This is a genomic window from Oceanobacter sp. 1_MG-2023 (assembly GCF_030689025.1).
Taxonomy (GTDB): domain Bacteria; phylum Pseudomonadota; class Gammaproteobacteria; order Pseudomonadales; family Oceanobacteraceae; genus Oceanobacter.
The window spans coordinates 1-21,031 of record NZ_JAUYWA010000002.1 but is presented as its reverse complement, the minus strand read 5'-3'; the positions used below and the strand labels follow the sequence as shown (position 1 = coordinate 21,031).

Sequence of the window (21,031 nt, the reverse complement as noted above, 5' to 3'; positions counted from 1 at the left end):
GATGAATCGCTCTATTTCTGTTAGGATTTTAATTACTTACCAGGCCTGCGTGTCAGGCAAAGCGAAGGAAACAGATTATGCTCTATAAACTGAATGCGAAAATAATGGACGCCATGCGCCCCGTTCACGTTTGGTCCCGGATGACTCGACAGAGCCTGTACCAGCCGTTGAATCCCCTGAATAGCAGCTGGACTTTCCGTAGCATGCGAGCGGGGCTCGAAACGGTTGAGCGTTTGACCGACTGTTATGAAACCCCAGTATGGGGGTTGGACACGACCGAAATTGATGGTCGTGAAGTGGCGGTTCACTACGATGTAATTGTGGATCGACCTTACTGCAACCTGCTGCATTTTCGTCGCGAAGAGGCACCGGAAGGCCAGCCCACCGTATTGTTGCTAGCTCCTCTGTCCGGGCACTATGCGACCTTGCTGCGCAATACCGTGCGGGAGTTCTTGCCTGATCACGAGGTGTACATCACCGAATGGAAAAATGCGCGGGATGTACCGATGGCCGATGGTGCCTTTCACTTCGACGACTACGTTGAGTACCTGATCGACTTCTGTCGGGTCTTGGGGCCGAATATTCATGCGATTGCGGTGTGTCAGCCTTGCGTGCCTGCGCTGGTCGCGGCCAGTCTGATGTCGATGGATGGTGACCCTAATCTGCCAAGCAGTATGACGCTGATGGGAGGGCCGATTGATGTGCGTATCAACCCGACCGGAGTGAATGACTACGCCTCCGGCAAGGATCTGGAATGGTTTGAAGATAACGTTATTTGCCGGGTGCCCCGTGACTTCAAGGGGCGCGGGCAACTGGTGTACCCAGGGTTTATCCAGCTGTCAGGGTTTATGTCCATGAACATGGACTCGCACGTCAGCAAGCACTTCAAGTTCTTCACTGATCTGGTCAAGGGCGATGGTGAAAGCGCAGAAGGACATCGGGTGTTCTATAACGAATACCTGGCCGTGATGGATATGCCTGCGCACTACTATCTGGATACGATTCGACGGGTATTTCTGGATCAGGCATTACCCAAGGGCGAAATGGATTATCGGGGGCGTCGCATTGACCTGACGGCAATTACCGATATGGCGATGATGACTGTCGAGGGCGAGCTGGACGATATTACCGGTCGTGGCCAGACCTCGTGCGCGCTGGAGCTGTGCTCCGGTATCCCGGCGGATCGCAAGCAGCATATGGAAGCTGAAGGTGTAGGCCACTATGGCATCTTTAACGGTCGTCGGTTTCGGGAATTGATTGCACCCAAAATCAAGGCGTTTATTGCCGAGCAGCCCATAAGAGAGAGCCAGGACGTTGCCGCTGCCGAGTCAAAGGCTGGGGTGACGGACGTTGTCAAACCCGCGGCTCCAAGCGCTCCGGAACCTGCCAGTGCATTGGCACGGGTATCGGATCGTAAACCTCGTACGTTGAGAAAGCCGGCTTCAGGCAAATCGGCAGAAAACAAGCCAGCGGCAAGCAAACCGGTAACAGGCAAGCCAGCAGTAGAAAACAAGACCGCGACCAGCCAGCCAGCGGCAAGCAAACCGGTAACAAGCAAGCCAAAGCCTGAATCGTCAGAATAAACGGCGATAGATAATAAATAGATATACGTAGCCAGGCCGGGCCATAAAAAAAGCCAGTGACTACGATGTAGCCTCTGGCTTTTTTTTGGGGTGATTTTTATCCGTGCAAATGATTTGGCGGTATCACTTTGCCATTCGCACAGACCGGGTGTTTAGCGTTCGATCGCCAAAGCAACACCCATACCGCCACCGATACACAAGGTCGCCAGACCTTTTTTGGCATCCTGACGGATCATTTCATGCAACAGGGTGACCAGGATACGACAGCCGGAAGCACCAATCGGGTGGCCCAGTGCAATGGCACCACCGTTGACGTTAATCTTCTCGACATCCCAGCCCAGCCCCTTATTAACAGAGAGCGATTGCACAGCGAAGGCTTCGTTGGCTTCAACCAGATCCAGATCTGATATATCCCAACCGGCTTTTTCCAGGCACTTCCTGGTGGCCGGAATCGGACCGGTTCCCATGATTTTCGGGCTTACCCCGGCGCTGGAATAACCCTTGATGGTGGCCAGGATCGGCAGCCCCAGGGCTTCGGCTTTTTCTTTGCTGGCCAACATAACGGCTGCAGCGCCGTCATTGAGGGACGAAGCATTACCGGCGGTGACAGAACCGTCACGCTTGAAGGCAGAACGCATACCGGCGAGTTTCTCGACGGTTACACCGGCACGCGGGCCTTCGTCGGTATCGACGATGATCGGATCGCCTTTCCGTTGTGGAATTTCGATGGCAGTAATTTCATCTTTGAACTTGCCAGCGGCAATGGCTGCAATCGCCTTGGCCTGGGAAGCCGCGGCGAAGGCATCCTGCTCTTCACGGGTAATGCCGTATTCATCGGCGATATTTTCGGCGGTAATACCCATGTGATAGTCGTTAAAGGCATCCCACAGGCCGTCGGAAATCATGGTGTCGACCATATTCCAGTTGCCCATGCGCTGGCCATTACGGGAGTTGGGTAATGCGTGAGGTGCGTTGGACATGGATTCTTGTCCACCGGCGATAATCAGGTCAGCATCACCACAGGCAATGGATTGTGCTGCCAGGTGCAGTGCCTTGAGGCCAGAGCCACACACCTTGTTGATGGTCATGGCGGAAGTGGTTTCGGCCAGACCTGCCTTGATCATACTTTGACGTGCCGGGTTTTGCCCGCATCCTGCGGTCAGTACATGCCCCATGATGACTTCGTCAACCTGGTCATTCGCAACACCCGTTTTGCTCATGAGTGATTTGATGATTTGGGTGCCGAGATCGATGGCCGACATACTGGCCAGTGAGCCGCCAAAATTGCCGATGGCGGTACGGGTTGCTGCAACGATTACTACGTCTGTCATGGATTTCTCTCCTTCCTGGGTTGATAAGGCTATGTACTGAGTATCACAGCCAGCGTGACAAGTGTGTGACTGGCATCAGGTCAAGACAATTAATACAGCGTTGTCCTGAGATGCGGCAGTAAATCAGGAGTTCCCGGGCGCAAGGTCCGTCGAGGCATTATTGCCGATACGATCAAGAGCACCAACATCCAGCACCGGGGATGCGTCAATATGTTGCGCATCCATCATATAGGCCACGCGTTCCAGTGAACTGAGAATCATGGTCTGTTCCCATTCCTGCAGATCCTGGAACTGGCGAATAAAACTTTCCTGTAACGGACGAGGTGCATGCAGCAAGGCTTTTTGTGCGTCTTCCGTCAGATGAACATACACCTTGCGTTTATCCTGGCTACCGCGCTCCCGTACAACGTAACCCCGTTTCTCCAGCCGATCAATAATGGTGGTGACGGTGGCCTGCGACAAGCTGACCTTGCGCGCCACTTCGCCAACGGTCATATCGTCGTTGTGACGCAAGGTTTGCAGTATCAGTAGCTGGGGAGCGGTCAGGCCAGACGTTTTACTGAGTTGTTTGGAGTGTAAATCGGTGGCACGGATTATACGTCGCAGGGCGACCAGGACTTCATCATAACGTTTCATGAGAGGCACAACTGTCGGGTAGATAGAGAGCAGATTCTACCTTGTCAGTGATCATTAGAATACGAAGAAAATGGTGATTGTCTGGATGGGACTGAATCCGGCGTTTTGGGGCAAAAACGGTACAGGTTCTGGTTTTTGGTTAAATTTTGATCTTAATTTTGTTTAGGGTTGTAAGTATTTAGGTGAGCGACTAAAATGCTTCGTGTACTAAATAAATGGTTGAGGCGTAATGAGGCTGTATGTGGCTTCAGTAGGCGGCTCTATAAAATGTGTGACTGATGCATTGTCGGAAATGTCCGAAATTACCAATACAGATCAAAGTAATATTCTCTTCCGGAAACCAAATTCCACTGATGGGAATTCAGTTTTCAAGCTGATCAATGAATGTAAGCCCTTAGATGTCAATTCAATGTATTGCAATTTGCTGCAATGCACGCACTTTCGGGATACCTCGATTCTGGCGGAATCCCCCAACCAGCTGGCCGGATTTATTTCGGGCTATCGGGTGCCGGAACAGCCGGATGTGCTGTTTGTCTGGCAGGTGGCGGTTGCCCCTCATGCCCGTGGTCAGGGACTGGCCAGCCAAATGCTGTCACGACTGATCGAACAGCAAGGGCCTCACATTCGTTATGTCCACACCAGCATCACCGCTGACAACACTGCTTCCTGGAATACCTTCCGCCGTCTGGCGCGGGACCTGGGTGCAGCGTTGGAAACAGATGTGATGTTCGATCAACAACAGCATTTTGGCGGTGAGCACGCTACCGAGACCCGCGTCTCGATCGGACCTTTTGTTGTGTCTGACCCGGCAGTTGCTGAACCACTGGTTAATCAATAAGGAGCACTGGATTATGGGTATTTTCAAAGAGATAGAGTCGAACGTTCGTGGTTACTGCCGTGCTTTTCCGGTTGTGTTTCAAAAGGCATTGAATGCCACTCTGGTTGATGACCAGGGCAAGGAATATGTCGACTTTCTTGGCGGCGCAGGAACCTTGAATTACGGCCATAACAACCCGGCATTCAAACAGGCACTGATTGAATATATTGAGGCTGATGGTGTGACACATGGCCTCGATATGCATACTGAGGCGAAGCGGGATTTTCTGGAAACCTTCCAGAGCCATATTCTCAAGCCCCGCGGCATGAACTACAAAGTCCAGTTTACTGGCCCAACCGGTACCAATGCGGTTGAAGCGGCCCTGAAAGTGGCGCGAATGAATACCGGCCGACAAACCATTGTGTCGTTTACCAATGGTTTCCACGGTGTTACCCAGGGCGCAGCGGCGGTCACTGCCAACGGCTATTACAAAAAATCCATCGGCATGCCGACAACCGGTGTGCAGTTTATGCCGTTTGATGGTTACCTCGGTGATTTTGATACGCTGAAGTACTTCGAAAAAGCATTAAAAGACGGTTCTTCAGGTCTGGGTCATCCCGCTGCAGTCATCGTTGAGTGCATCCAGGGTGAAGGTGGCCTGAATGTCGCCAGCGCCGAATGGATGCGTGGTCTGCAGGCGCTGTGCCGTCGTTATGACATGTTGCTGATTGTGGATGATATCCAGGCCGGTTGTGGCCGCAGCGGTACGTTTTTCAGTTTTGAAGAGTTTGATATCCAGCCGGACATCATCACCTTGTCCAAATCACTGGGCGGTTATGGTTTGCCGATGGCCGTGGTGTTGCTGAAAGACAAGTACGACACCTGGAAGCCAGGTGAGCACAACGGTACCTTCCGGGGTAACAACCACGCCTTTGTTACCGCCCGCCGGGCGCTGGAGACCTACTGGGCTGATGACAGCTTCTCGGCAGAGGTCAAGCACAAGGCTTTTGTACTGAAAAACCGTCTGAAGAGCATTCAGGCGCAGCACGCCGGAGACTGCAAACACAAGGGTCGCGGCATTATGCAAGGGCTGGAGTTTGCGTCCGGTGACGTGGCCGGTGACATTACCGCACAGGCGTTCACACGTGGGTTGATTATCGAAACCAGTGGTTCCGATGGACAGGTGGTAAAAATCCTGACGCCGCTGACGATTGAAGAAGCCAACCTCAACAAGGGGCTGGATATTCTGGAATCCTGTATCAACGATGTGCTGGCTGAACGCAGCCGGGTTGCTGACGCGTCCTGACCTCCCCACTGACGGGTGGCCTGTACACTGGTCGCCCGTTGCTCGTTTATTCTGGTTTGAAAAACTTACAAGGGACTATCCATGATTGTTCGTACTCTGCAAGACTGTGAAAACTCTGAACGCTCGATTGACGGCGGCACCTGGAAAAGCGTGCGTATGTTATTGGCCGACGATAATATGGGCTTTTCCTTCCATATCACGACGATATTCAAAGGCACAGAAACCCCGATCTGGTATAAAAACCACTTGGAATCGGTCTATTGCATGAGCGGTGAAGGCGAGATCGAAACCTGTGCCGATGGTAAGATATACCCCATTACCGCGGGTACGCTTTATATCCTCGATCAGCACGACAAACATTTGTTGCGTGCCACGACCGCCGATATGGAGATGGCGTGCGTCTTTAATCCGCCGTTGAACGGCAAAGAAATTCATGATGATGATGGTGCTTACAAGCTGAACGATGAGCCGCTGTCGGTATAAGTCGGGCAACCGCAACCGGGCATCTCGTTCAGTCTGAACCTCGCAGGAGAGAGTGTTTACATGACACATAGTGTCGAAAAAATCGGCGGTACGTCGATGAGTCAATATCAGCATGTGCTGAAGAATATCTGGATGCGTCCGCGTTCAGTCAGTAATGCTGACGTCAGTCTGTATCGCCGGATTTTTGTAGTATCCGCTTACAGCGGCATTACCAATGGTTTGTTGGAACATAAAAAAACCGGTGAAGCCGGTGTTTATGCCCTGTTTGCCGAAATGGATGATGCCCGCTCCTGGCAGTCGCGTTTACAGGACGTATTGAATGCCATGCTGGCGATCAATATGGGCATGTTCGGTTCCGCCGGTCTGAACAACGATATGGTGCGCAAACGGGCTGACCAGTTTATTACCAATCGTATGGATGATGTCCGGGATTGTCTGGAGCATCTGGAAGCGGTGTGCAGCTTTGGTCACTTCCAGCTCGACGATCATTTGCATCGTGTGCGCGAAATGCTCAGCGCCATGGGAGAAGCCCACAGTGCGTATAACTCTGTGTTGTTGTTGCGCCAGCATGATGTCAATGCCCGTTTTGTTGACCTGACCAACTGGCGCTCTGATACCCAGATGAGTTTTGCCGACCATATTCTCAAGGCGTTTCAGGGCATTGACCTGGAAACGGAAATGCCCATCGTGACCGGCTATACCCAGTGTCGGGAAGGCTTGATGCGCACCTATGATCGTGGTTATAGCGAGATGACGTTCAGTAAGATCGCGACCATGACCGATGCCTGTGAAGCGGTTATTCACAAGGAATATCACTTCAGCACTGCCGACCCCTTGCTGGTGGGTGCCGAGAATGTCAAACCGATCGGCATGACCAATTACGATGTTGCTGACCAGCTGGCCAACCTGGGTATGGAAGCGATTCACCCACGGGCAGCTGCCGGTTTGCGTAAAAAGAATATTCGCCTTATTGTGCGCAATACTTTCGAGCCGGAACATCAGGGCACCGAGATTCGTCGAGACTACTGCAGTAGTACCCCAAAAGTTGAAATCATTGCCGGAACGCGCAACGTCTGGGCGTTGGAAGTGTTTGACCAGGATATGGTTGGTGACGCTACCCACGGACAGAAAATGGCCGATCTGGTCTTTGAATCCGGCGTACGGGTACTGACCAAAGACTTTAATGCCAACACCGAGACCTTTTACCTGAAAGGTAACAAACGCCGTATTAACTGGCTGATGGATCGTCTGCGTCAGGTATATACCGATGCAGATGTTCGGGTTGAAAAATTGGCGATGGTCAGTGCTATTGGCAGTGATATGAAGATACCCGGGCTGTTGCAGAGCGCCGCTGGGGCTTTGTCGGATGCCGGTGTCAATATCCATTCGGTTCACCAGGCAATGCGCCAGGTGGATATGATGTTCCTGGTCAGCGATGCGGATTACGCAACCGCCGTCAAGGCACTTCATTCCCGATTGGTAGAGCAGGCAGATATATGGAAACAGCAGCAAACGGCATAACACAATTCACGCATCTGCTGCTTCGGCTTGGCGCAGCAACTGGCTTATGGCTGGTTGCTGCGTTTTGCTTTGCGGCATCCGAACCGTCGGATGATCGCACCTCCATCACGGCCGACGAAAAAGCCGAAACCACCATTAATCAGTTACAAGCCCCCTTGTATACCGCGTTCACCGAGCGCTACATCCTTGATGAAGTGAAAAACCTGCGTCAGATGCTCGCCGATGCACGGGTTGAGTTCACTGAAAAGGTCGTCGAGCGTGAATTTCAGGTGGCGGATCGGGCACTGACCTACGCTACCGACACGGTTACCTATTTCTTTTATCTGATTGCCGGATCGTCAACACTGCTGGTGTTGGTGGGCTGGAACTCCCTGCGCGACGTCAAAGAGCGGGTGGGTGCCTACGCCAACGATGAAATCAAACGCATTACCGACTCTTATGAGTCGCGGCTGGAAAAGCTCGAACGGGACTTACACAGTAAGTCACGCCATATTGCGGCCGCTCAGGAAGAAATTGAGCTGACCAACGAAATCCACTCACTGTGGCTGAAGGCATCGCAGGAAAGCAGTCCGCAAGGCAAGATTAATGTCTACGACCAGATTTTGCTGTTGCGCCCGGATGATGTTGAAGCGCTGACCTACAAGGCCGATGCCGCACTGCTGCTGGGGCAGGCGCAATGGGCCAGCAGCCTGGTCAACAAGGCGTTGGATATTGACCCGGAAAACAGCCACGCCATGTATCAGCGTGCCTGTGCCCATGCTGAATCCGGTTTTATTGAAGAAGCATTACGCGACCTGGAACAGGCGATTCAACAATCAGAGACTTTACGTTTACAAGCCAAGGACGACAGCAGTTTTGCAGCCATGGCAGATCATGAACAGTTTTTACTGTTGGTGTCGGGTGCGGTAGCGGGGGAATAATCACCTTTTTTCATTGCCCATAAGTGTATTTTATTGTCATGAAATGATGATGAATTTGGCGGCCGAGCTGTTTTCCTTTGGTTGTTTTTCCGCCATTATTGCCGCAATTGCATCTGGCTTGGCAGATTTTCTGTTACGACGGTTCAGATGTCTGGCAATCTAACCAACACGGACAGTGAATATGACTCGATTTTCTTTGACGCCATTGGCATTGGCTGTTGCACTGACTCTGACTGCATGTGGCGGCGGTAGTGATAGTGGTGATAGTGATGGTAGCAACAGCGGTACTGGCTCTGGTTCAGGTACCGGATCAGGTACTGGCTCTGGTTCTCTTACAGCGGTCAGCCTGACCGGTCTGGCGGTCAAAGGGATTCTGACAGATGCTGACATTAGCGTCACCAGCCTGGATGGCACCACCAGCTACGGTACCACCAGCACCGATAGCACGGGCCGTTACAGCCTGGATGAGATGGATATTCCATCCGATGTGCCCGTCAAGGTCACCATGACCACCAATGCCCAGACCCAGGTCAAATGTGATGCTGCGGGTGGCTGCACCTGGGGTGGCCAGAATTATGCCTTTGGCCAATTCTATTTTTACAACAACAGCGACTTTGTTCTGTCGGCCATCTTGCCATCCTATGGTGCAGACACTGCCAAGAACCTGATGGTAACGCCAATCACGCATTTGGCCGCGATTCGTGCCGCCGCAGCGTACCCCAGCGGCGCCAGCGCTGCCGAAGTTGAAGCTGTCAACAAAGCCACGGCCACCTTGCTGGGTCTGGATAACGTCGATATTACCAATGTTTCTCCTGCCGATATCACCGCCGCCAGCTCGTCCAGCGCCGATATTGACAGCCAGCGTTATGGCACCATGGTTGCCGCCATTGCCACCATCGCAACCAACAAAGATACCGATATCGCCAATGTCGTGAATGATCTGGCTACCGATTACAGCGATGGCGGTATTGTGATTAATGCCAGCGACGACAACACCGTCGACCTGGAGGACATCTTTGCCGGAGCCGCCGATGCGGCAGAGGAAGCGGGCAGTAATCTGGAAGACGGTGCGCTGATTGCCAGCGAATACCATCTGGAAGAACAGCAAGCCAGCATTGCCCCTGAAGATGAAGAAGCCACCGCGGATACAACCACGATAGATGACGGTTCTGAAGATCTCAGCGAAGAAGAGCGTAAGGCGGCAGCGGTTGATGATGCAGTGAGCTTGCTGGAAGATCTGAACGACTGGAGTGACGCCATCCAGAGCGTCGATACCGGCACACTGCTGACCGCTCTGGATGCCGAAGCCGAAGAAACCGAAGCATTGATTGGCGCGATGGAAGACAACTCGGATATTTTCCGGGGTCTGGCAGAGTTGGTTGTTGATACTGACGATGAACCCGGTTTGGTGTTCGAAGCCACGGATATCCTGCTGCAGCACATTGCATTGGGCGCCTATATTGCCCAAAACCATGCAAGCCTGGACAGTACCGATCATGGTGATGACAGTTTCACCATTACCGCCAGCGAGCTGTTGGCCAGCGGCGTCAGCTTGTCGATTCTTGAGTTTCTGGATGATGACGACGACGGTGAGCCAGACGATGGCAAAGACATCAGTGTGACCTACACCACCACAACTTCATTTGGTGAAACCTATGTTGATAGCTTGAGCTTCTCTGGTGAAGGTGTTGGGGCGAGTGTTGATGCCGATTCGGTGATGACCGTCAGTGTTGGCCTCAGCAGTCTGACGGCCGGGATCACAGGTTTCCATATGACCGGGCTGGAGGATGGCGAAGTCTTCTCTGCAACAGGCAATATAGAAATGACCTTTGATTCGTTTAATGGTCTGACTGCATATGTTGACTCTGAAGCCATTGATGGACTGAAAACACTGAGTATTCAGCTCAACAGTCATTTGGATGGCGTCAGTGAATTGGCTGATAGCACACACTTTGCCCAAGCCAGCACAGACCTGATCATCGATATCGAAGCCAGTCGTGCGTCTGATAGTGAGGGTAATTACACCGGTGATCTGGACGGTTCACTGACGATGGACGTGCTGGTGAAAAATGATGCCGGTAACGATGACAAGATAGAAGGCACGCTGACCGCCGTGGTTGGTGGTTCTGCGGAAGACATCAATGATCTTGAACGTTGGTTTGTGGCCGATACCGGCTCCGTTAATTTTGACGGTGTCTTGCAGGCAACCGATACCGATGGCAACGTACTTTCTTTTGACGGCAGTATCGGCATAGTACCAACACTGGTCGATGGCGACGAGGCCGGTATGAGTCTGAACCTCGATGGTGCCACCAAACTGGCCAAGGCCAGTGGCTATTCTACCGCCTTTGCCGGCACGATTGGCGTTCGTGATGAAGCGTTACTGACGGCTGATGGCTCGATTATCGAAGACAGTTATGGCTTCCCGATATATGTGTATAGCGAAGCATCGTTATCGGGGGAACTGGAAGTAATCAACGCTTCTGGTACCACCAGTTTGTCGTTGTCCGCCTATCTTGGTGCCAATAATCTGCAGGAAGTGGCCGCATTGGCGAACCTCGATGCTGGTCCGCTTGATCCTGGTTATGGTACGACCGTCGACACGATTACCTTCACGGGAGCAACGGTAACCTATAACGATGATGGCAGCGTGGGCGTGGTGATGGCAAGCGACTACGATGATAGCTTTGCCAACCTGCTGGATAACATGACGGACTATGGCTGGACAGCCTATCTGACCAACGGTGATATCAGTATGCCAACGGCGAGAACATTCTCGTTAAGTGACTGCTCTGGTGATGAGGAATCGGGCTACGAATGTGCGATTTACATGTACGGTGCAAGTATCCAGGATGTTTCTCTGGATGGCAGTGTGGATATCAAGGATGCACAGTCGTGGTGGACGGCAGTGTCCAGCAGTCTTGATTATTACGAATTGGCATCTGTCGGTTTGAATATTGCCGATGCGAATGGTTCAACGGCAGCGATCGGCGGCTTTCGTTACGTTTATTTGTCCGATCTGGTCGCTGGTGATGAGGTAGCCCTGGATCTGGACATCAACGGTGTCTATCTCAACGACATCAATGTTGAAGAACAGATTCTGGATGCCGAAACCACTTCCACTTATCTGGAGTATTCCGTCGCTTTGGAAGCCGATGCAACCGCCCTGGGAATGGACGATGCCAGCATTCGACTGGTGGGTGAGCGTACCGGTCTGGAAGATGGTGTTGGCCTGTTACGTCTGCAGTACGGCGACCGTTCGATTACCATCAACCTGGATACGGCATACCTGAGCACGACTTCTGTGACCAATCTGACGATCAGCAACGGTGATGTCACCATGGTGATCGCAGCGACCTGTGCCAGCGGTGACGTCACGGATATGGGCATTGCAGCCTGTGACGAAGATCTGGAGTTTGCGGGCAATATCACCTCAGGTGGTTATGAGGTAGGTACCCTGGAAATTCGCAGTGGCTTGCCTGTGTTTATCTTTGACGATGGCAGTAAATACAACCTGGTCGTCACACCGGCCTTTATGGTAGAGCTGGCAACCGCGCAATAAATGACTCGTTGCCGGTGATAAAACAGGGAGCTGCGGCTCCCTGTTTTTTTGCCTGTTTGTTTTTGCCGGAAAGTCATCAATCTCCCAGAGATAAGGCATTATGCTGACAAGGAATTATCGCTCCCCATGGTCTTGGCTATTGGCATCGACGGTACTGATGGCCGGCTTCGTGCAATCGGAAGACTGGCATATCCGCTATACGCAAGATATCCATGCCTGGTCGGGAGCCATGGCCGTTGCAGAAATTACCAACGACTGGAATGGCACCTTGAAAGATGACGATGACGGCTTCTTATGGATGCAGACCAGTGCCTCAGTGGGCTACGGCGCGTTCTCTGTGGCTTATATCAGCCGCCATCATGCCGAATACGAGTTCTCCAATGCTCTGGCGCGCGGGTTTTATTATCAGGCCAACGACGTGGCACTGGATCAGGTGTACGAAGTGGAAGCCGATGTACATGCCCGCCACTATCAGGGCGAAGGCCTGAACCTGTCCTGGGTATTTGCTGCGGCAGATAACCGGCGTTGGTCCATTACCCCATCGGTGACCTGGTTACGCTTGTATCGGCTGATCTGGGGAGAGGTGAGCGGCACCCTGAATTATCTGGATGCGGATCACTGGGGCGGTGATCTGGATGTGGATTATGGTTATACCGAAGATAAAATCCCTCTTGAGAGAACTCTGGCAGAACGTTCCTATGGCGACCTGTACAGTCTGGATCTGGCTTTCCACTGGCACTGGCAGCAGTATCAAATCGACTATCAAGGTTACAATCTGCTGGCACGAATCGATTGGCCGGACATGCCAGGAACGATTGCCAATAAAAACTGGCAATACGATGATGGCAGCCTGACTACTGACAGCGGTTATTTTGTGTATGGTTATGAGTTCTATGAAGACCGTGTGTTGCGACCGCCACGATTGCATACGATTCGTCAGCGTTATGGCCTCAGCGATACTCTGGCGGTGACTCTGCGCAGTTACCTGAACCAGATCCGCCAGGGCCATGAGCTGGGTCTCCGTTGGCAAGCGGCTGACCTGGCCTGGATGCTGGCAGTGGATTCACAAGGTCATGCCTTTCGGGCGGGGCTGCATCACCCGAAGGTTCAGCTGGAGCTGTTGAGCGAACGCGTTAATATCTCTCGCAGCCGTTTATTGGCGCTGCAGTTCGGGATTACACATACATTCTAGGCAATAGGAGCCCAACATGCCCTTCAAGCTAGTGACAGCGGTACTCACGATCATGATGGCGCTACCGGTGTCTGCCAAAGCGGTGACGGAGCTGGTTATTGCGACCGTGAACAACGGCCATATGATCGAAATGCAAAAGCTGACTCCCGAGTTCGAACGCGCTAACCCGGATATCAAACTCAGATGGGTCACCCTCGAAGAAAGTGTACTGCGCCAGCGTATTACCACCGATATTGCTACCCGCTATGGCCAATTCGATGTGATGACCATTGGCTCGTATGAAGCACCAATCTGGGGAGAACGAGGCTGGTTAAGACCCTTGGAGTTTGGCCCACAGTATGACGTTGACGACTTGCTGCCTGCGATTCGCAGCGGTTTGTCGTATCAGGGACAGCTGGTGGCGGCGCCTATTTACGGCGAAAGCTCGATGCTGATGTATCGTACCGACCTGGTCGAAAAGGCCGGCTTCACAATTCCGGATCAGCCCAGCTGGGCGCAAGTTGCCCGCATCGCCGCCGCTATTCATGACGAAAAGAACGGTGTTTATGGCATCTGTCTGCGTGGCAAGCCTGGCTGGGGTGACAACATGGCCCTGCTGACAACGATGGTGAATACCTGGGGAGGACAATGGTTTGATATGGACTGGAAACCCCAGATCGACACCCAACCCTGGCATGATGCAATCCAGTTTTATGTCGACCTGGTCGCCCGCTATGGCCCACCCAATACCTCGGCCAACAGCTTTAATGAAATATTGACGCTGTTTAATGCGGGTAAATGCGGCATGTGGGTGGATGCTACCATTGCCGCCTCGTTTATCTCCGATCCAGCAATCTCACAAGTGGCAGACAAGGTTGCCTATGCCCAGGCACCGATCCAGGTGACGACCAAGGGTGCCAACTGGTTATGGGCCTGGGCTCTGGCAATTCCGGCATCGTCCCGCCAGCCGGATGAGGCACTGCGCTTTATTGCCTGGGCCACCTCGCGTGAATACATTCAGCTGGTCGGACAAACGGCAGGCTGGGCCAGAGTGCCGACCGGTACCCGTTTTTCTACCTACGAGCATGACGGCTTTCAGCAAGCCGCGACATTCTCGGCCGCCGAATTACAGGCTATTCGCAGTGCCGACCCGCAAGACAGCACCCTGCATGAATCGCCCTACAGCGGCATTCAGTTTGCCGCTATCCCGGAGTTCCAGCGAATCGGTATTGTGGTTGGTCAACAAATCAGTGCGGCACTGGCCGGTAAACGCAGCGTTGACGATGCACTCAAGGCAGGGCAGCGTTTTGCAGAACAGGAAATGAACAAAAAGCATTATTACTGAGCCATGATCTATGCCGGATGCCATTGCGCGGAAACAATGGGCGGAAAAAGACAGCCATCCGGGTGCTATTGGCATCAAGTTGTTATAACGTCGACCTGAACAGGCGATAGGAAAACAATCACTGTTGTTATCGTCCTGTCTTGTTTGAAGGCCATCCTCTCTGGCTATACGGCGAGGGTGACGTTTACTCCAGCTCTCCCTGTTAATGCAGCATGAACACGATAAAAGGAACCTGTTATGCCCAGTCTGTTAGAGCAACTGAAACAACACAGCACGCTGGTTGCCGATACCGGTGACCTGACAGCCATTCAGACTCTGAAACCGGAAGATGCCACCACCAACCCCTCGCTGGTGTTAAAAGCAGTGCAATCCGGGCAGTACGACACCACTGTCGATGCCTCCCTGCAAGCCGCCACGGGTGACTGTCTGGAAGACAAAATCGACGACGCGTGTGATCGGCTGGCCGTTGCCATGGGAGCTGCCATTCTGCAACACATTCCCGGGCGTATCTCCACCGAGGTGAATGCCCGGCTGTCGTATCAGCGTGATGCCAGTATCGACAAGGCTCGCCGGCTGGTGGCCTTGTATGAAGAGCAGGGGGTCGGTCGGGATCGTATCCTGATCAAACTGGCCGCCACCTGGGAAGGTATCAAGGCTGCAGAGCTCCTTGAGCAAGAAGGCATCCAGTGCAACCTGACATTGATCTTCAGTTTTGCTCAGGCCCGTGCTTGTGCTGAAGCCGGTGTCTTTTTGATCTCGCCTTTTGTCGGGCGCATTCTGGACTGGTTTAAAAAGGCCAACCCCGGCACGGAATACGCTCCAGCCGATGAACCCGGCGTGTTGTCGGTGGCCAGTATCTACCAGTATTACAAACAACACGGATACAACACCGTGGTGATGGGGGCCAGCTTCCGTAACAGTGGTGAAATCCTGGCTCTTGCCGGTTGTGACCGTCTTACCATCAGCCCGGCCCTGCTGACAGAACTGTCTGAAACAGAGGGTGAACTGGATCGTGCTCTTTGCTATGACGGCGATATCAGCGAACCCCCGGCCGCCATGACCGAAGCGGAATACCGCTGGGCTCTGAATCAGGATGCCATGGCCACCGAGAAACTGGCCGAAGGCATCCGTGGCTTTGAGAAGGACCAGCGGACCCTCGAAGGATTGTTAGCCGAGAAATTGGGCTGATCTTCGACTTATCAAGGGCTGCTGCCGGTAGGTACTACTGATCAGGATTAGGGATAGTCTTGTGCACCGGCACATCCACCTGGCCGCAGGCGATCACTTCGCCCTGCTGCCACAGCTTCCATTCCCCCGGTTGATACAGATCCCAGGCTTCATCGCTGGTCAGTGGTTCGGTGGCGATCACACTGACGACATCATTGGGGGTGGTTTCCGCGGCGAAATCGACGGTGACGTCGGCATCGGCCAGTTGTGCCGGGCCAAATGGCGCCCGACGGGTAATACTGGCCATTTTGGTGGTGCAAAAACTGAACAGCCAATCACCGTTGCTCAACAGGCCGTTAAATACACCTTGTTGGGCGTATTCTTCGGCCAGACTAACGAGTGTACGGGCGAGTTGCTCCGGCATGGCATCGCGAGGCAGGTTTTGCCGTACCTGATTCATCAGGTCGCAAAATATTTCTTCGCTGTCGGTATCGCCGACGGCTTCATATGTTCCGACCCGGCGCACAAAGTGCGGAATCTGGCCGTTGTGGGCAAATACCCAATAGCGACCCCATAGCTCACGGGTAAACGGGTGGGTATTGGATAGATTGATATTGCCGACGTTAGCCTGGCGAATATGACAAATTGCCGTTTTGCTTTTGATCGGCAGCTGCGATACGAATTCAGCAATGGCCGAGCTGGCGGATGGTTCCGGGTCATGGAAGTTTCTGACTCCCTTGCCTTCGTAAAAGGCTACGCCCCAGCCATCTTTATGAGGGCCGGTTTCACCGCCACGGCGGGTCAGGCCGGTAAAGCTGAAACACAAATCGGTGGGGGTGTTGGCGCTCATGCCCAAGAGTTCGCACATTCGTTAATGCTCCAATACTTCAGCTACGTTGATCGCCACTTGATAGTCGACCCCGTCCAGTATTTTGAAATGGGCTTCGCCACAGCGGATTTTGAGGTTTTCATCGCGGCGGCGTTGATCGGCATCGTGCGTTGATTTGGTTTCCCTAATCAGGTACACCTTCTTGTCGTCTTCCAGCACCAATGCCCAGTCCGGATTGTAGTCTCCGACAGGGGTCGGAATTTTGAACCAACGTGGTAGTTTACAAAAAAACTTTACTCGTTCGTCTCTGTCGAGAGCGTAAGCGGTTTTGTGTTCGACGTCGGAGTCGTACTCCACATACTGGTAAGGCGTTTTAATGTCACCATGCTGTTCCATATTCTGAATGTGGTAAGCACGATCCAGATAGACCTCCAGTTCTGGTTGGTTAAACCACTCCATGCGGTAGTGTTCGCCATCGAGTTTTTCGTAGCGAATGCCATCCACCAGTAATTCATCCAGCGCTTTGTGAATGGCTTTGGCGGCCTCGGTTATAAAACCTTGTGGGTTATCTTTAAATTCTTGCAGACGATCGCTGTTGCGTTTGATCATTTCAAACAACGTAGCGCGGGTCAGCTCTGTGCGTTGTTGCAGCTCGCTCAATAAATCGGGCAGCTGCTGGTGGGCTTTCAGGTAATACGCCTTGCTGGCCTGTATCATCTTGTCGGCACTGATACCGGCAGCAGTGACGTTGGCTTGAGTTTGACTCACTGTCATGGCGACCGCTTTCACGTAAGGCATGGATTGCAACCGTCGCGACGCCAGGTTGATCAGTTGTTGGGTATCAAACTGGATGGAATAACGGGTTTTCTGGCTGATTTTTTGCCACAGCGCCTGAAAGTCCGGGTTTAGTTCCACCCGCTTGTTATACCCCACCGATTCACGGGTGCGAGTATTTTTGATGCGACCAGCAAACATAAAGCTGCGCATACGATCAATAATCTCATTTTCCAGCGGCTGGTATTCGTCCGGTAGTGTTAATTGAAAATGCAGATCCTCGGGCTGGAAATGTTGAGTAATATCACCATTGGGATCGATATAACCTTCAGTTTTGAGGGCTTTCCATAGTTGCCGGGATTTTTCCTGGCCCAACCTGTGTGATTGCTTATCGTGAGGATCTTGTATCAGGGTGGCAAAGGCGATGTTGGGTACCCGGCCGAATTTGAAACCACCACCAATATCGTTTTCCATTTCGGTTTGCAGTTCTTTGGCATATTGCTCAAACGACTCGCTGGCAATCACGGTCAGGCGGTTAACAGTGGGGTCGTGAATGCGTTGACCGTTGGCGTCGACTGCCAGTCGCAAACCTCGGCCTAATGTCTGGCGCCGTTCTCTGTCGCTGCCAATGTCACGCAGGGTACAAATCTGGAAAACGTTGGGATTATCCCAGCCTTCTTTCAGAGCAGAATGGCTAAAGATAAAACGCAGTGGCTGGCTGTCGTCTAACAGACGTTCTTTATCACGCATGATGAGTTCATATACTTCACCATCAGCTTCGGTTTTACCGCTGGTTTCCTTGAAATCAACAACCTTGCCTTTCTTTTTCACTTCGGCGAAATAGCCGTTATGAACCAGCTCAACCGGGCGTTTGGGTAAATCCTGAAACTGTGGTCGTTGTGATACCTGCTCGTACGCCTCTTCAAACCACAACGCCAGCTTGCCATTCTGGCGTTCACCATTGCTGTCGTAATAACGGTAGTTGGCGACCTTGTCGATAAAGAACAACGACAGTACCTTAGCTTGAATTCCCATCTTAGCTAACGCCCGTTCTTTACGAAAATGCTCTTCTACCGTTTCGATGACTTGCTGTTTCAGTATGTGATCCTGCAAGCCACCTTGTTCTTGCTGCGGTTCCAGCAGGACGTTGTTGGTAAAACGTACATATTCAGTACCGGGTTCGGCGTAAATTTCATCAACGATATAACCCTGATACCCGGCACGGTTGGAATGGTCGGCCAGGTCGGTACCTTGTTTCAGAGAAACACTTTTCTCTCGGGTGCCATTGGCCGTGTCTTCAAATATCACCACTTTGGCAGTGGGCGTTTTGGCTTTGCCGGCGTAGCCAATATTCACCAATTTGAGATAAGTCTGGTTGATATTGCTGTCGGCGGTGACCGAGGCGACGGCGATCTTTTTTACCAGGTTCAGATCGAAGGCTTTGACCGGCCCTAGCTGATACACCAAATTGTAGGGGGTTTTGTGAGTGGCGGAGTAACGCAGTGCCAGTAGCGGCTTGAGGTGATTCATCGCTCGTTTGGCTTTGGGCGTGTTATCCACCGACTGTGGTTCATCGATGATCACTACTGGCCGTACCTGTTGAATAAACTGGATGGGTTTCAGGCCACCCATGCGGTCTTGCTCGCGGTGAATAACCGACAGCTTTTTGTATTCTTCCGGGGTGAGTTTGCTCTCATCAGTGACATTGCCGGCATCGCGCTGAAACGCCTGAATGTTGATTACCATAATTTGCAGCGTATTGGCACTGGCAAACTGCCGGACTTTCGATAGGTCTTTGGAGTGGTAGACATAGTGGTCGTAGGGCACTTGATCATACAGTGCACGGAAGTGTTCCCGCATCATGGTCAGCGACGATAATACCCCTTCACGAATGGCAACTGAGGGCACTACTACAATGAATTTGCACAGGCCGTGGCGTTTATGCAGCTCGAACAGGGTGCGTAAATACACATAGGTTTTGCCGGTGCCGGTTTCCATTTCAATGGAAAAATTGGGAAAAGGATATTCGTCGGTGTTTTCCCTCAGGCGTGCCGATTGTTCGATGACGTTCTGTTCCTGAATGTGCCGCAGATTTTTCAGCAATGTGTCAGGATTGAGGTCGATACCATTGGCAATACCGTATTCCGTGTATTTTGCAGCGGTATTGTTCATGCCATCAAACAAGGCCAAAGTTGAGTTAATGGCGTCTTGCTGGTGGGGTAACGATGGGTTGAATTGCAGTTTCATGGCGGTCTCCGTTACACCGTTTTAAAGTCGATGCGAGACACGTCACTGTCTTGCCCAGCGTTAAAATGTGCGAAGGTTTTAACCGCATTGGCTTTGAGCGGGTCGTTACCTTCGAAGGCTTTATCGAGGCAAATAAACTGCCCTGGTGCCAGCGCCAGAACCGCATCCAGCAGGGGCTGTGTAATGGGAGTGTGCAGGTAAATCAGCAGGCTGCTGTCTTCGATGCTGTAAAGCGGTTGTCCGGCCAGTTCGATAATCGAGAGTTCGGCGGTTAGCGGCACACCGAGTTTCAGCAGCAGCTCATAGAGCATCTGTTCCGGGGTGGCCTCTGCCTGAACCGGGTCTATCGCCAGCTCCATTTGTTCCAGCAGGTCGGCATTGTGAACGTCGGATGATGGCGCTTGCCATTGCTTAAAGTTGCTGCGGTCGAGTTTAAAGACTTTAAATCCCAGATCCGGTAGGGGCTGGGTATTCAGCTTCAGCTTTTTGCTGACGTTACGCAGGCGCGATTTGCCAAGGTCAGAAATAAATTTGGCGTTGGCTTCTTCTGTTTTGAGTGGTTCGGGTAATTGCACCAGAATAAATTGCCGATCGCCGGAATCTTCCTGATTCTGGGCCATAACGGCATGACCAGATGAGGCACTGCCAGAAAAGAAGTCGAGAACAATATCCTGGTTATCCGGCCGGGTTCCTATTTTTAATAAATGACGCAGCAGGCGCGTGGGTTTGACGGAATTCAATACGTTTTCGGTATTGTCGAAATCCACAAACTCCAGCAGCTCTTTTTTGGCTTCCTGGGTATGACCCACGTCTTTATAGAGGAGTAAGGTTTGGGGTGTCATTCCTTGTTTAACGTCGCTAAGAAATCTTTTCTGTGACGGATAGGCATCTTGATTTGGCCCCCACCAAATTTGATTGTCATTATCCATTCTCTTGAAGTTTTCATACGACTGACGCCAATATCTTCCCTTCCCAGGTGAGAAAACCCTGCCTGTTGGTCCTGTAACTTCGTACAGTCCTTCGCTGTAGTAATTTCTAGCAGTCAGGTCACTGGATTTCCAATCGCCCCTTGGGTCGTTATCAGGATTTTTATATCTATCATTAGCTTCTTCACTACGTGGTAATAGTTCTGGTCTCCAAATCTCACCGTTTTTACAATAGACCAGTACAAAGTCATGATCTTCACTAAAGTATTTGGCAGAGTTTTTCGGAGCATAAACCTTCTGCCAAATCAGCGTGGCTATAAAATTCTCTTCGCCAAATTGTAGTGGTTCAATGATTCCGGACACCAACGTAGGTGGTAATATCGCCACCATAAACGAGGTGTCTGATGACCAGC

Annotated in this window: 15 protein-coding genes; 10 read left to right on the top strand and 5 right to left on the bottom strand. The window is 52.1% G+C overall.

The genetic code is table 11. From position 1 onward, the window contains the following. Positions 1-77: 77 nt before the first annotated feature. A complete protein-coding gene (gene phaZ / locus Q8W22_RS01450) occupies positions 78-1,583 on the top strand; it encodes a polyhydroxyalkanoate depolymerase (protein ID WP_305451407.1) in 1,506 nt (501 codons plus the stop codon). 152 nt (positions 1,584-1,735) lie between these two features. Here the strand turns inward: phaZ and Q8W22_RS01445 are convergent, their stop codons facing one another. Together Q8W22_RS01445 and Q8W22_RS01440 are read right to left on the bottom strand one after the other, a co-directional pair. Next, complete coding sequence (locus tag Q8W22_RS01445; protein ID WP_305451406.1) at positions 1,736-2,914, bottom strand: acetyl-CoA C-acetyltransferase; 1,179 nt, start codon at positions 2,912-2,914, stop codon at positions 1,736-1,738. 123 nt (positions 2,915-3,037) lie between these two features. Beyond that, positions 3,038-3,550: a MarR family winged helix-turn-helix transcriptional regulator gene (locus tag Q8W22_RS01440; RefSeq protein ID WP_303431359.1), complete on the bottom strand. Its 513-nt coding sequence runs from the start codon at positions 3,548-3,550 to the stop codon at positions 3,038-3,040. Positions 3,551-3,842: 292 nt separating this feature from the next. On the opposite strand from Q8W22_RS01440, the gene ectA reads away from it, so the two are divergent. From ectA to tal, 9 genes are all read left to right on the top strand, one after another. After that, positions 3,843-4,388, top strand: a complete 546-nt coding sequence (gene ectA / locus Q8W22_RS01435) for a diaminobutyrate acetyltransferase (protein ID WP_305413680.1) — start codon at positions 3,843-3,845, stop codon at positions 4,386-4,388. Between the two features lie 13 nt (positions 4,389-4,401). Then, positions 4,402-5,673, top strand: coding sequence for a diaminobutyrate--2-oxoglutarate transaminase (gene ectB / locus Q8W22_RS01430; RefSeq protein ID WP_305451405.1), 1,272 nt, complete (start codon positions 4,402-4,404; stop codon positions 5,671-5,673). Positions 5,674-5,754: 81 nt separating this feature from the next. Then, positions 5,755-6,156 carry an ectoine synthase gene (locus Q8W22_RS01425; protein WP_303431362.1) on the top strand — a complete coding sequence of 134 codons (402 nt, stop codon included), beginning with the start codon at positions 5,755-5,757 and terminating at the stop codon, positions 6,154-6,156. 60 nt (positions 6,157-6,216) lie between these two features. Next, positions 6,217-7,677 (top strand): aspartate kinase, encoded by a 1,461-nt coding sequence (locus Q8W22_RS01420; protein ID WP_303431363.1) that lies wholly within the window; start codon positions 6,217-6,219, stop codon positions 7,675-7,677. Next, positions 7,653-8,597, top strand: coding sequence for a hypothetical protein (locus tag Q8W22_RS01415; protein ID WP_303431364.1), 945 nt, complete (start codon positions 7,653-7,655; stop codon positions 8,595-8,597). The genes Q8W22_RS01420 and Q8W22_RS01415 overlap by 25 nt, the downstream gene beginning before the upstream one ends. A gap of 181 nt (positions 8,598-8,778) precedes the next feature. Further along, the gene (locus tag Q8W22_RS01410; RefSeq protein WP_305451404.1) at positions 8,779-12,159 is read left to right on the top strand and encodes a hypothetical protein; all 3,381 of its coding nucleotides are present in this window, start codon (positions 8,779-8,781) and stop codon (positions 12,157-12,159) included. Between the two features lie 100 nt (positions 12,160-12,259). Continuing rightward, positions 12,260-13,351: a hypothetical protein gene (locus Q8W22_RS01405; protein ID WP_305451403.1), complete on the top strand. Its 1,092-nt coding sequence runs from the start codon at positions 12,260-12,262 to the stop codon at positions 13,349-13,351. A 16-nt stretch (positions 13,352-13,367) separates the two neighbouring features. Beyond that, positions 13,368-14,675 carry a sugar ABC transporter substrate-binding protein gene (locus Q8W22_RS01400; protein ID WP_303431367.1) on the top strand — a complete coding sequence of 436 codons (1,308 nt, stop codon included), beginning with the start codon at positions 13,368-13,370 and terminating at the stop codon, positions 14,673-14,675. 237 nt (positions 14,676-14,912) lie between these two features. Further along, positions 14,913-15,863, top strand: coding sequence for a transaldolase (gene tal, locus Q8W22_RS01395; protein WP_305451402.1), 951 nt, complete (start codon positions 14,913-14,915; stop codon positions 15,861-15,863). A gap of 34 nt (positions 15,864-15,897) precedes the next feature. Here tal and Q8W22_RS01390 read toward each other — a convergent pair whose 3' ends face one another. The 3 genes from Q8W22_RS01390 to Q8W22_RS01380 form a co-directional block, all read right to left on the bottom strand. After that, a complete protein-coding gene (locus Q8W22_RS01390; RefSeq protein ID WP_303431369.1) occupies positions 15,898-16,710 on the bottom strand; it encodes a class II glutamine amidotransferase in 813 nt (270 codons plus the stop codon). 3 nt (positions 16,711-16,713) lie between these two features. Then, on the bottom strand, positions 16,714-19,692 hold the full coding sequence (locus Q8W22_RS01385; protein ID WP_305451401.1) for a DEAD/DEAH box helicase family protein: 2,979 nt from the start codon (positions 19,690-19,692) through the stop codon (positions 16,714-16,716). A gap of 11 nt (positions 19,693-19,703) precedes the next feature. Further along, a partial coding sequence (locus Q8W22_RS01380; protein WP_305451400.1) for a site-specific DNA-methyltransferase occupies positions 19,704-21,031 on the bottom strand: 1,328 nt, incomplete at its 5' end.

Bases quoted from the DNA above. Each gene is read 5' to 3' on its own strand.
- tal (WP_305451402.1), top strand. From the start codon at position 14,913: ATGCCCAGTCTGTTAGAGCAACTGAAACAACACAGCACGCTGGTTGCC.
- Q8W22_RS01400 (WP_303431367.1), top strand. From the start codon at position 13,368: ATGCCCTTCAAGCTAGTGACAGCGGTACTCACGATCATGATGGCGCTA.
- Q8W22_RS01405 (WP_305451403.1), top strand. From the start codon at position 12,260: ATGCTGACAAGGAATTATCGCTCCCCATGGTCTTGGCTATTGGCATCG.
- Q8W22_RS01390 (WP_303431369.1), bottom strand. From the start codon at position 16,710: ATGTGCGAACTCTTGGGCATGAGCGCCAACACCCCCACCGATTTGTGT.
- Q8W22_RS01440 (WP_303431359.1), bottom strand. From the start codon at position 3,550: ATGAAACGTTATGATGAAGTCCTGGTCGCCCTGCGACGTATAATCCGT.
- Q8W22_RS01415 (WP_303431364.1), top strand. From the start codon at position 7,653: ATGGAAACAGCAGCAAACGGCATAACACAATTCACGCATCTGCTGCTT.
- Q8W22_RS01445 (WP_305451406.1), bottom strand. From the start codon at position 2,914: ATGACAGACGTAGTAATCGTTGCAGCAACCCGTACCGCCATCGGCAAT.
- Q8W22_RS01425 (WP_303431362.1), top strand. From the start codon at position 5,755: ATGATTGTTCGTACTCTGCAAGACTGTGAAAACTCTGAACGCTCGATT.
- Q8W22_RS01410 (WP_305451404.1), top strand. From the start codon at position 8,779: ATGACTCGATTTTCTTTGACGCCATTGGCATTGGCTGTTGCACTGACT.
- phaZ (WP_305451407.1), top strand. From the start codon at position 78: ATGCTCTATAAACTGAATGCGAAAATAATGGACGCCATGCGCCCCGTT.
- ectB (WP_305451405.1), top strand. From the start codon at position 4,402: ATGGGTATTTTCAAAGAGATAGAGTCGAACGTTCGTGGTTACTGCCGT.
- Q8W22_RS01420 (WP_303431363.1), top strand. From the start codon at position 6,217: ATGACACATAGTGTCGAAAAAATCGGCGGTACGTCGATGAGTCAATAT.
- Q8W22_RS01385 (WP_305451401.1), bottom strand. From the start codon at position 19,692: ATGAAACTGCAATTCAACCCATCGTTACCCCACCAGCAAGACGCCATT.
- ectA (WP_305413680.1), top strand. From the start codon at position 3,843: ATGTCCGAAATTACCAATACAGATCAAAGTAATATTCTCTTCCGGAAA.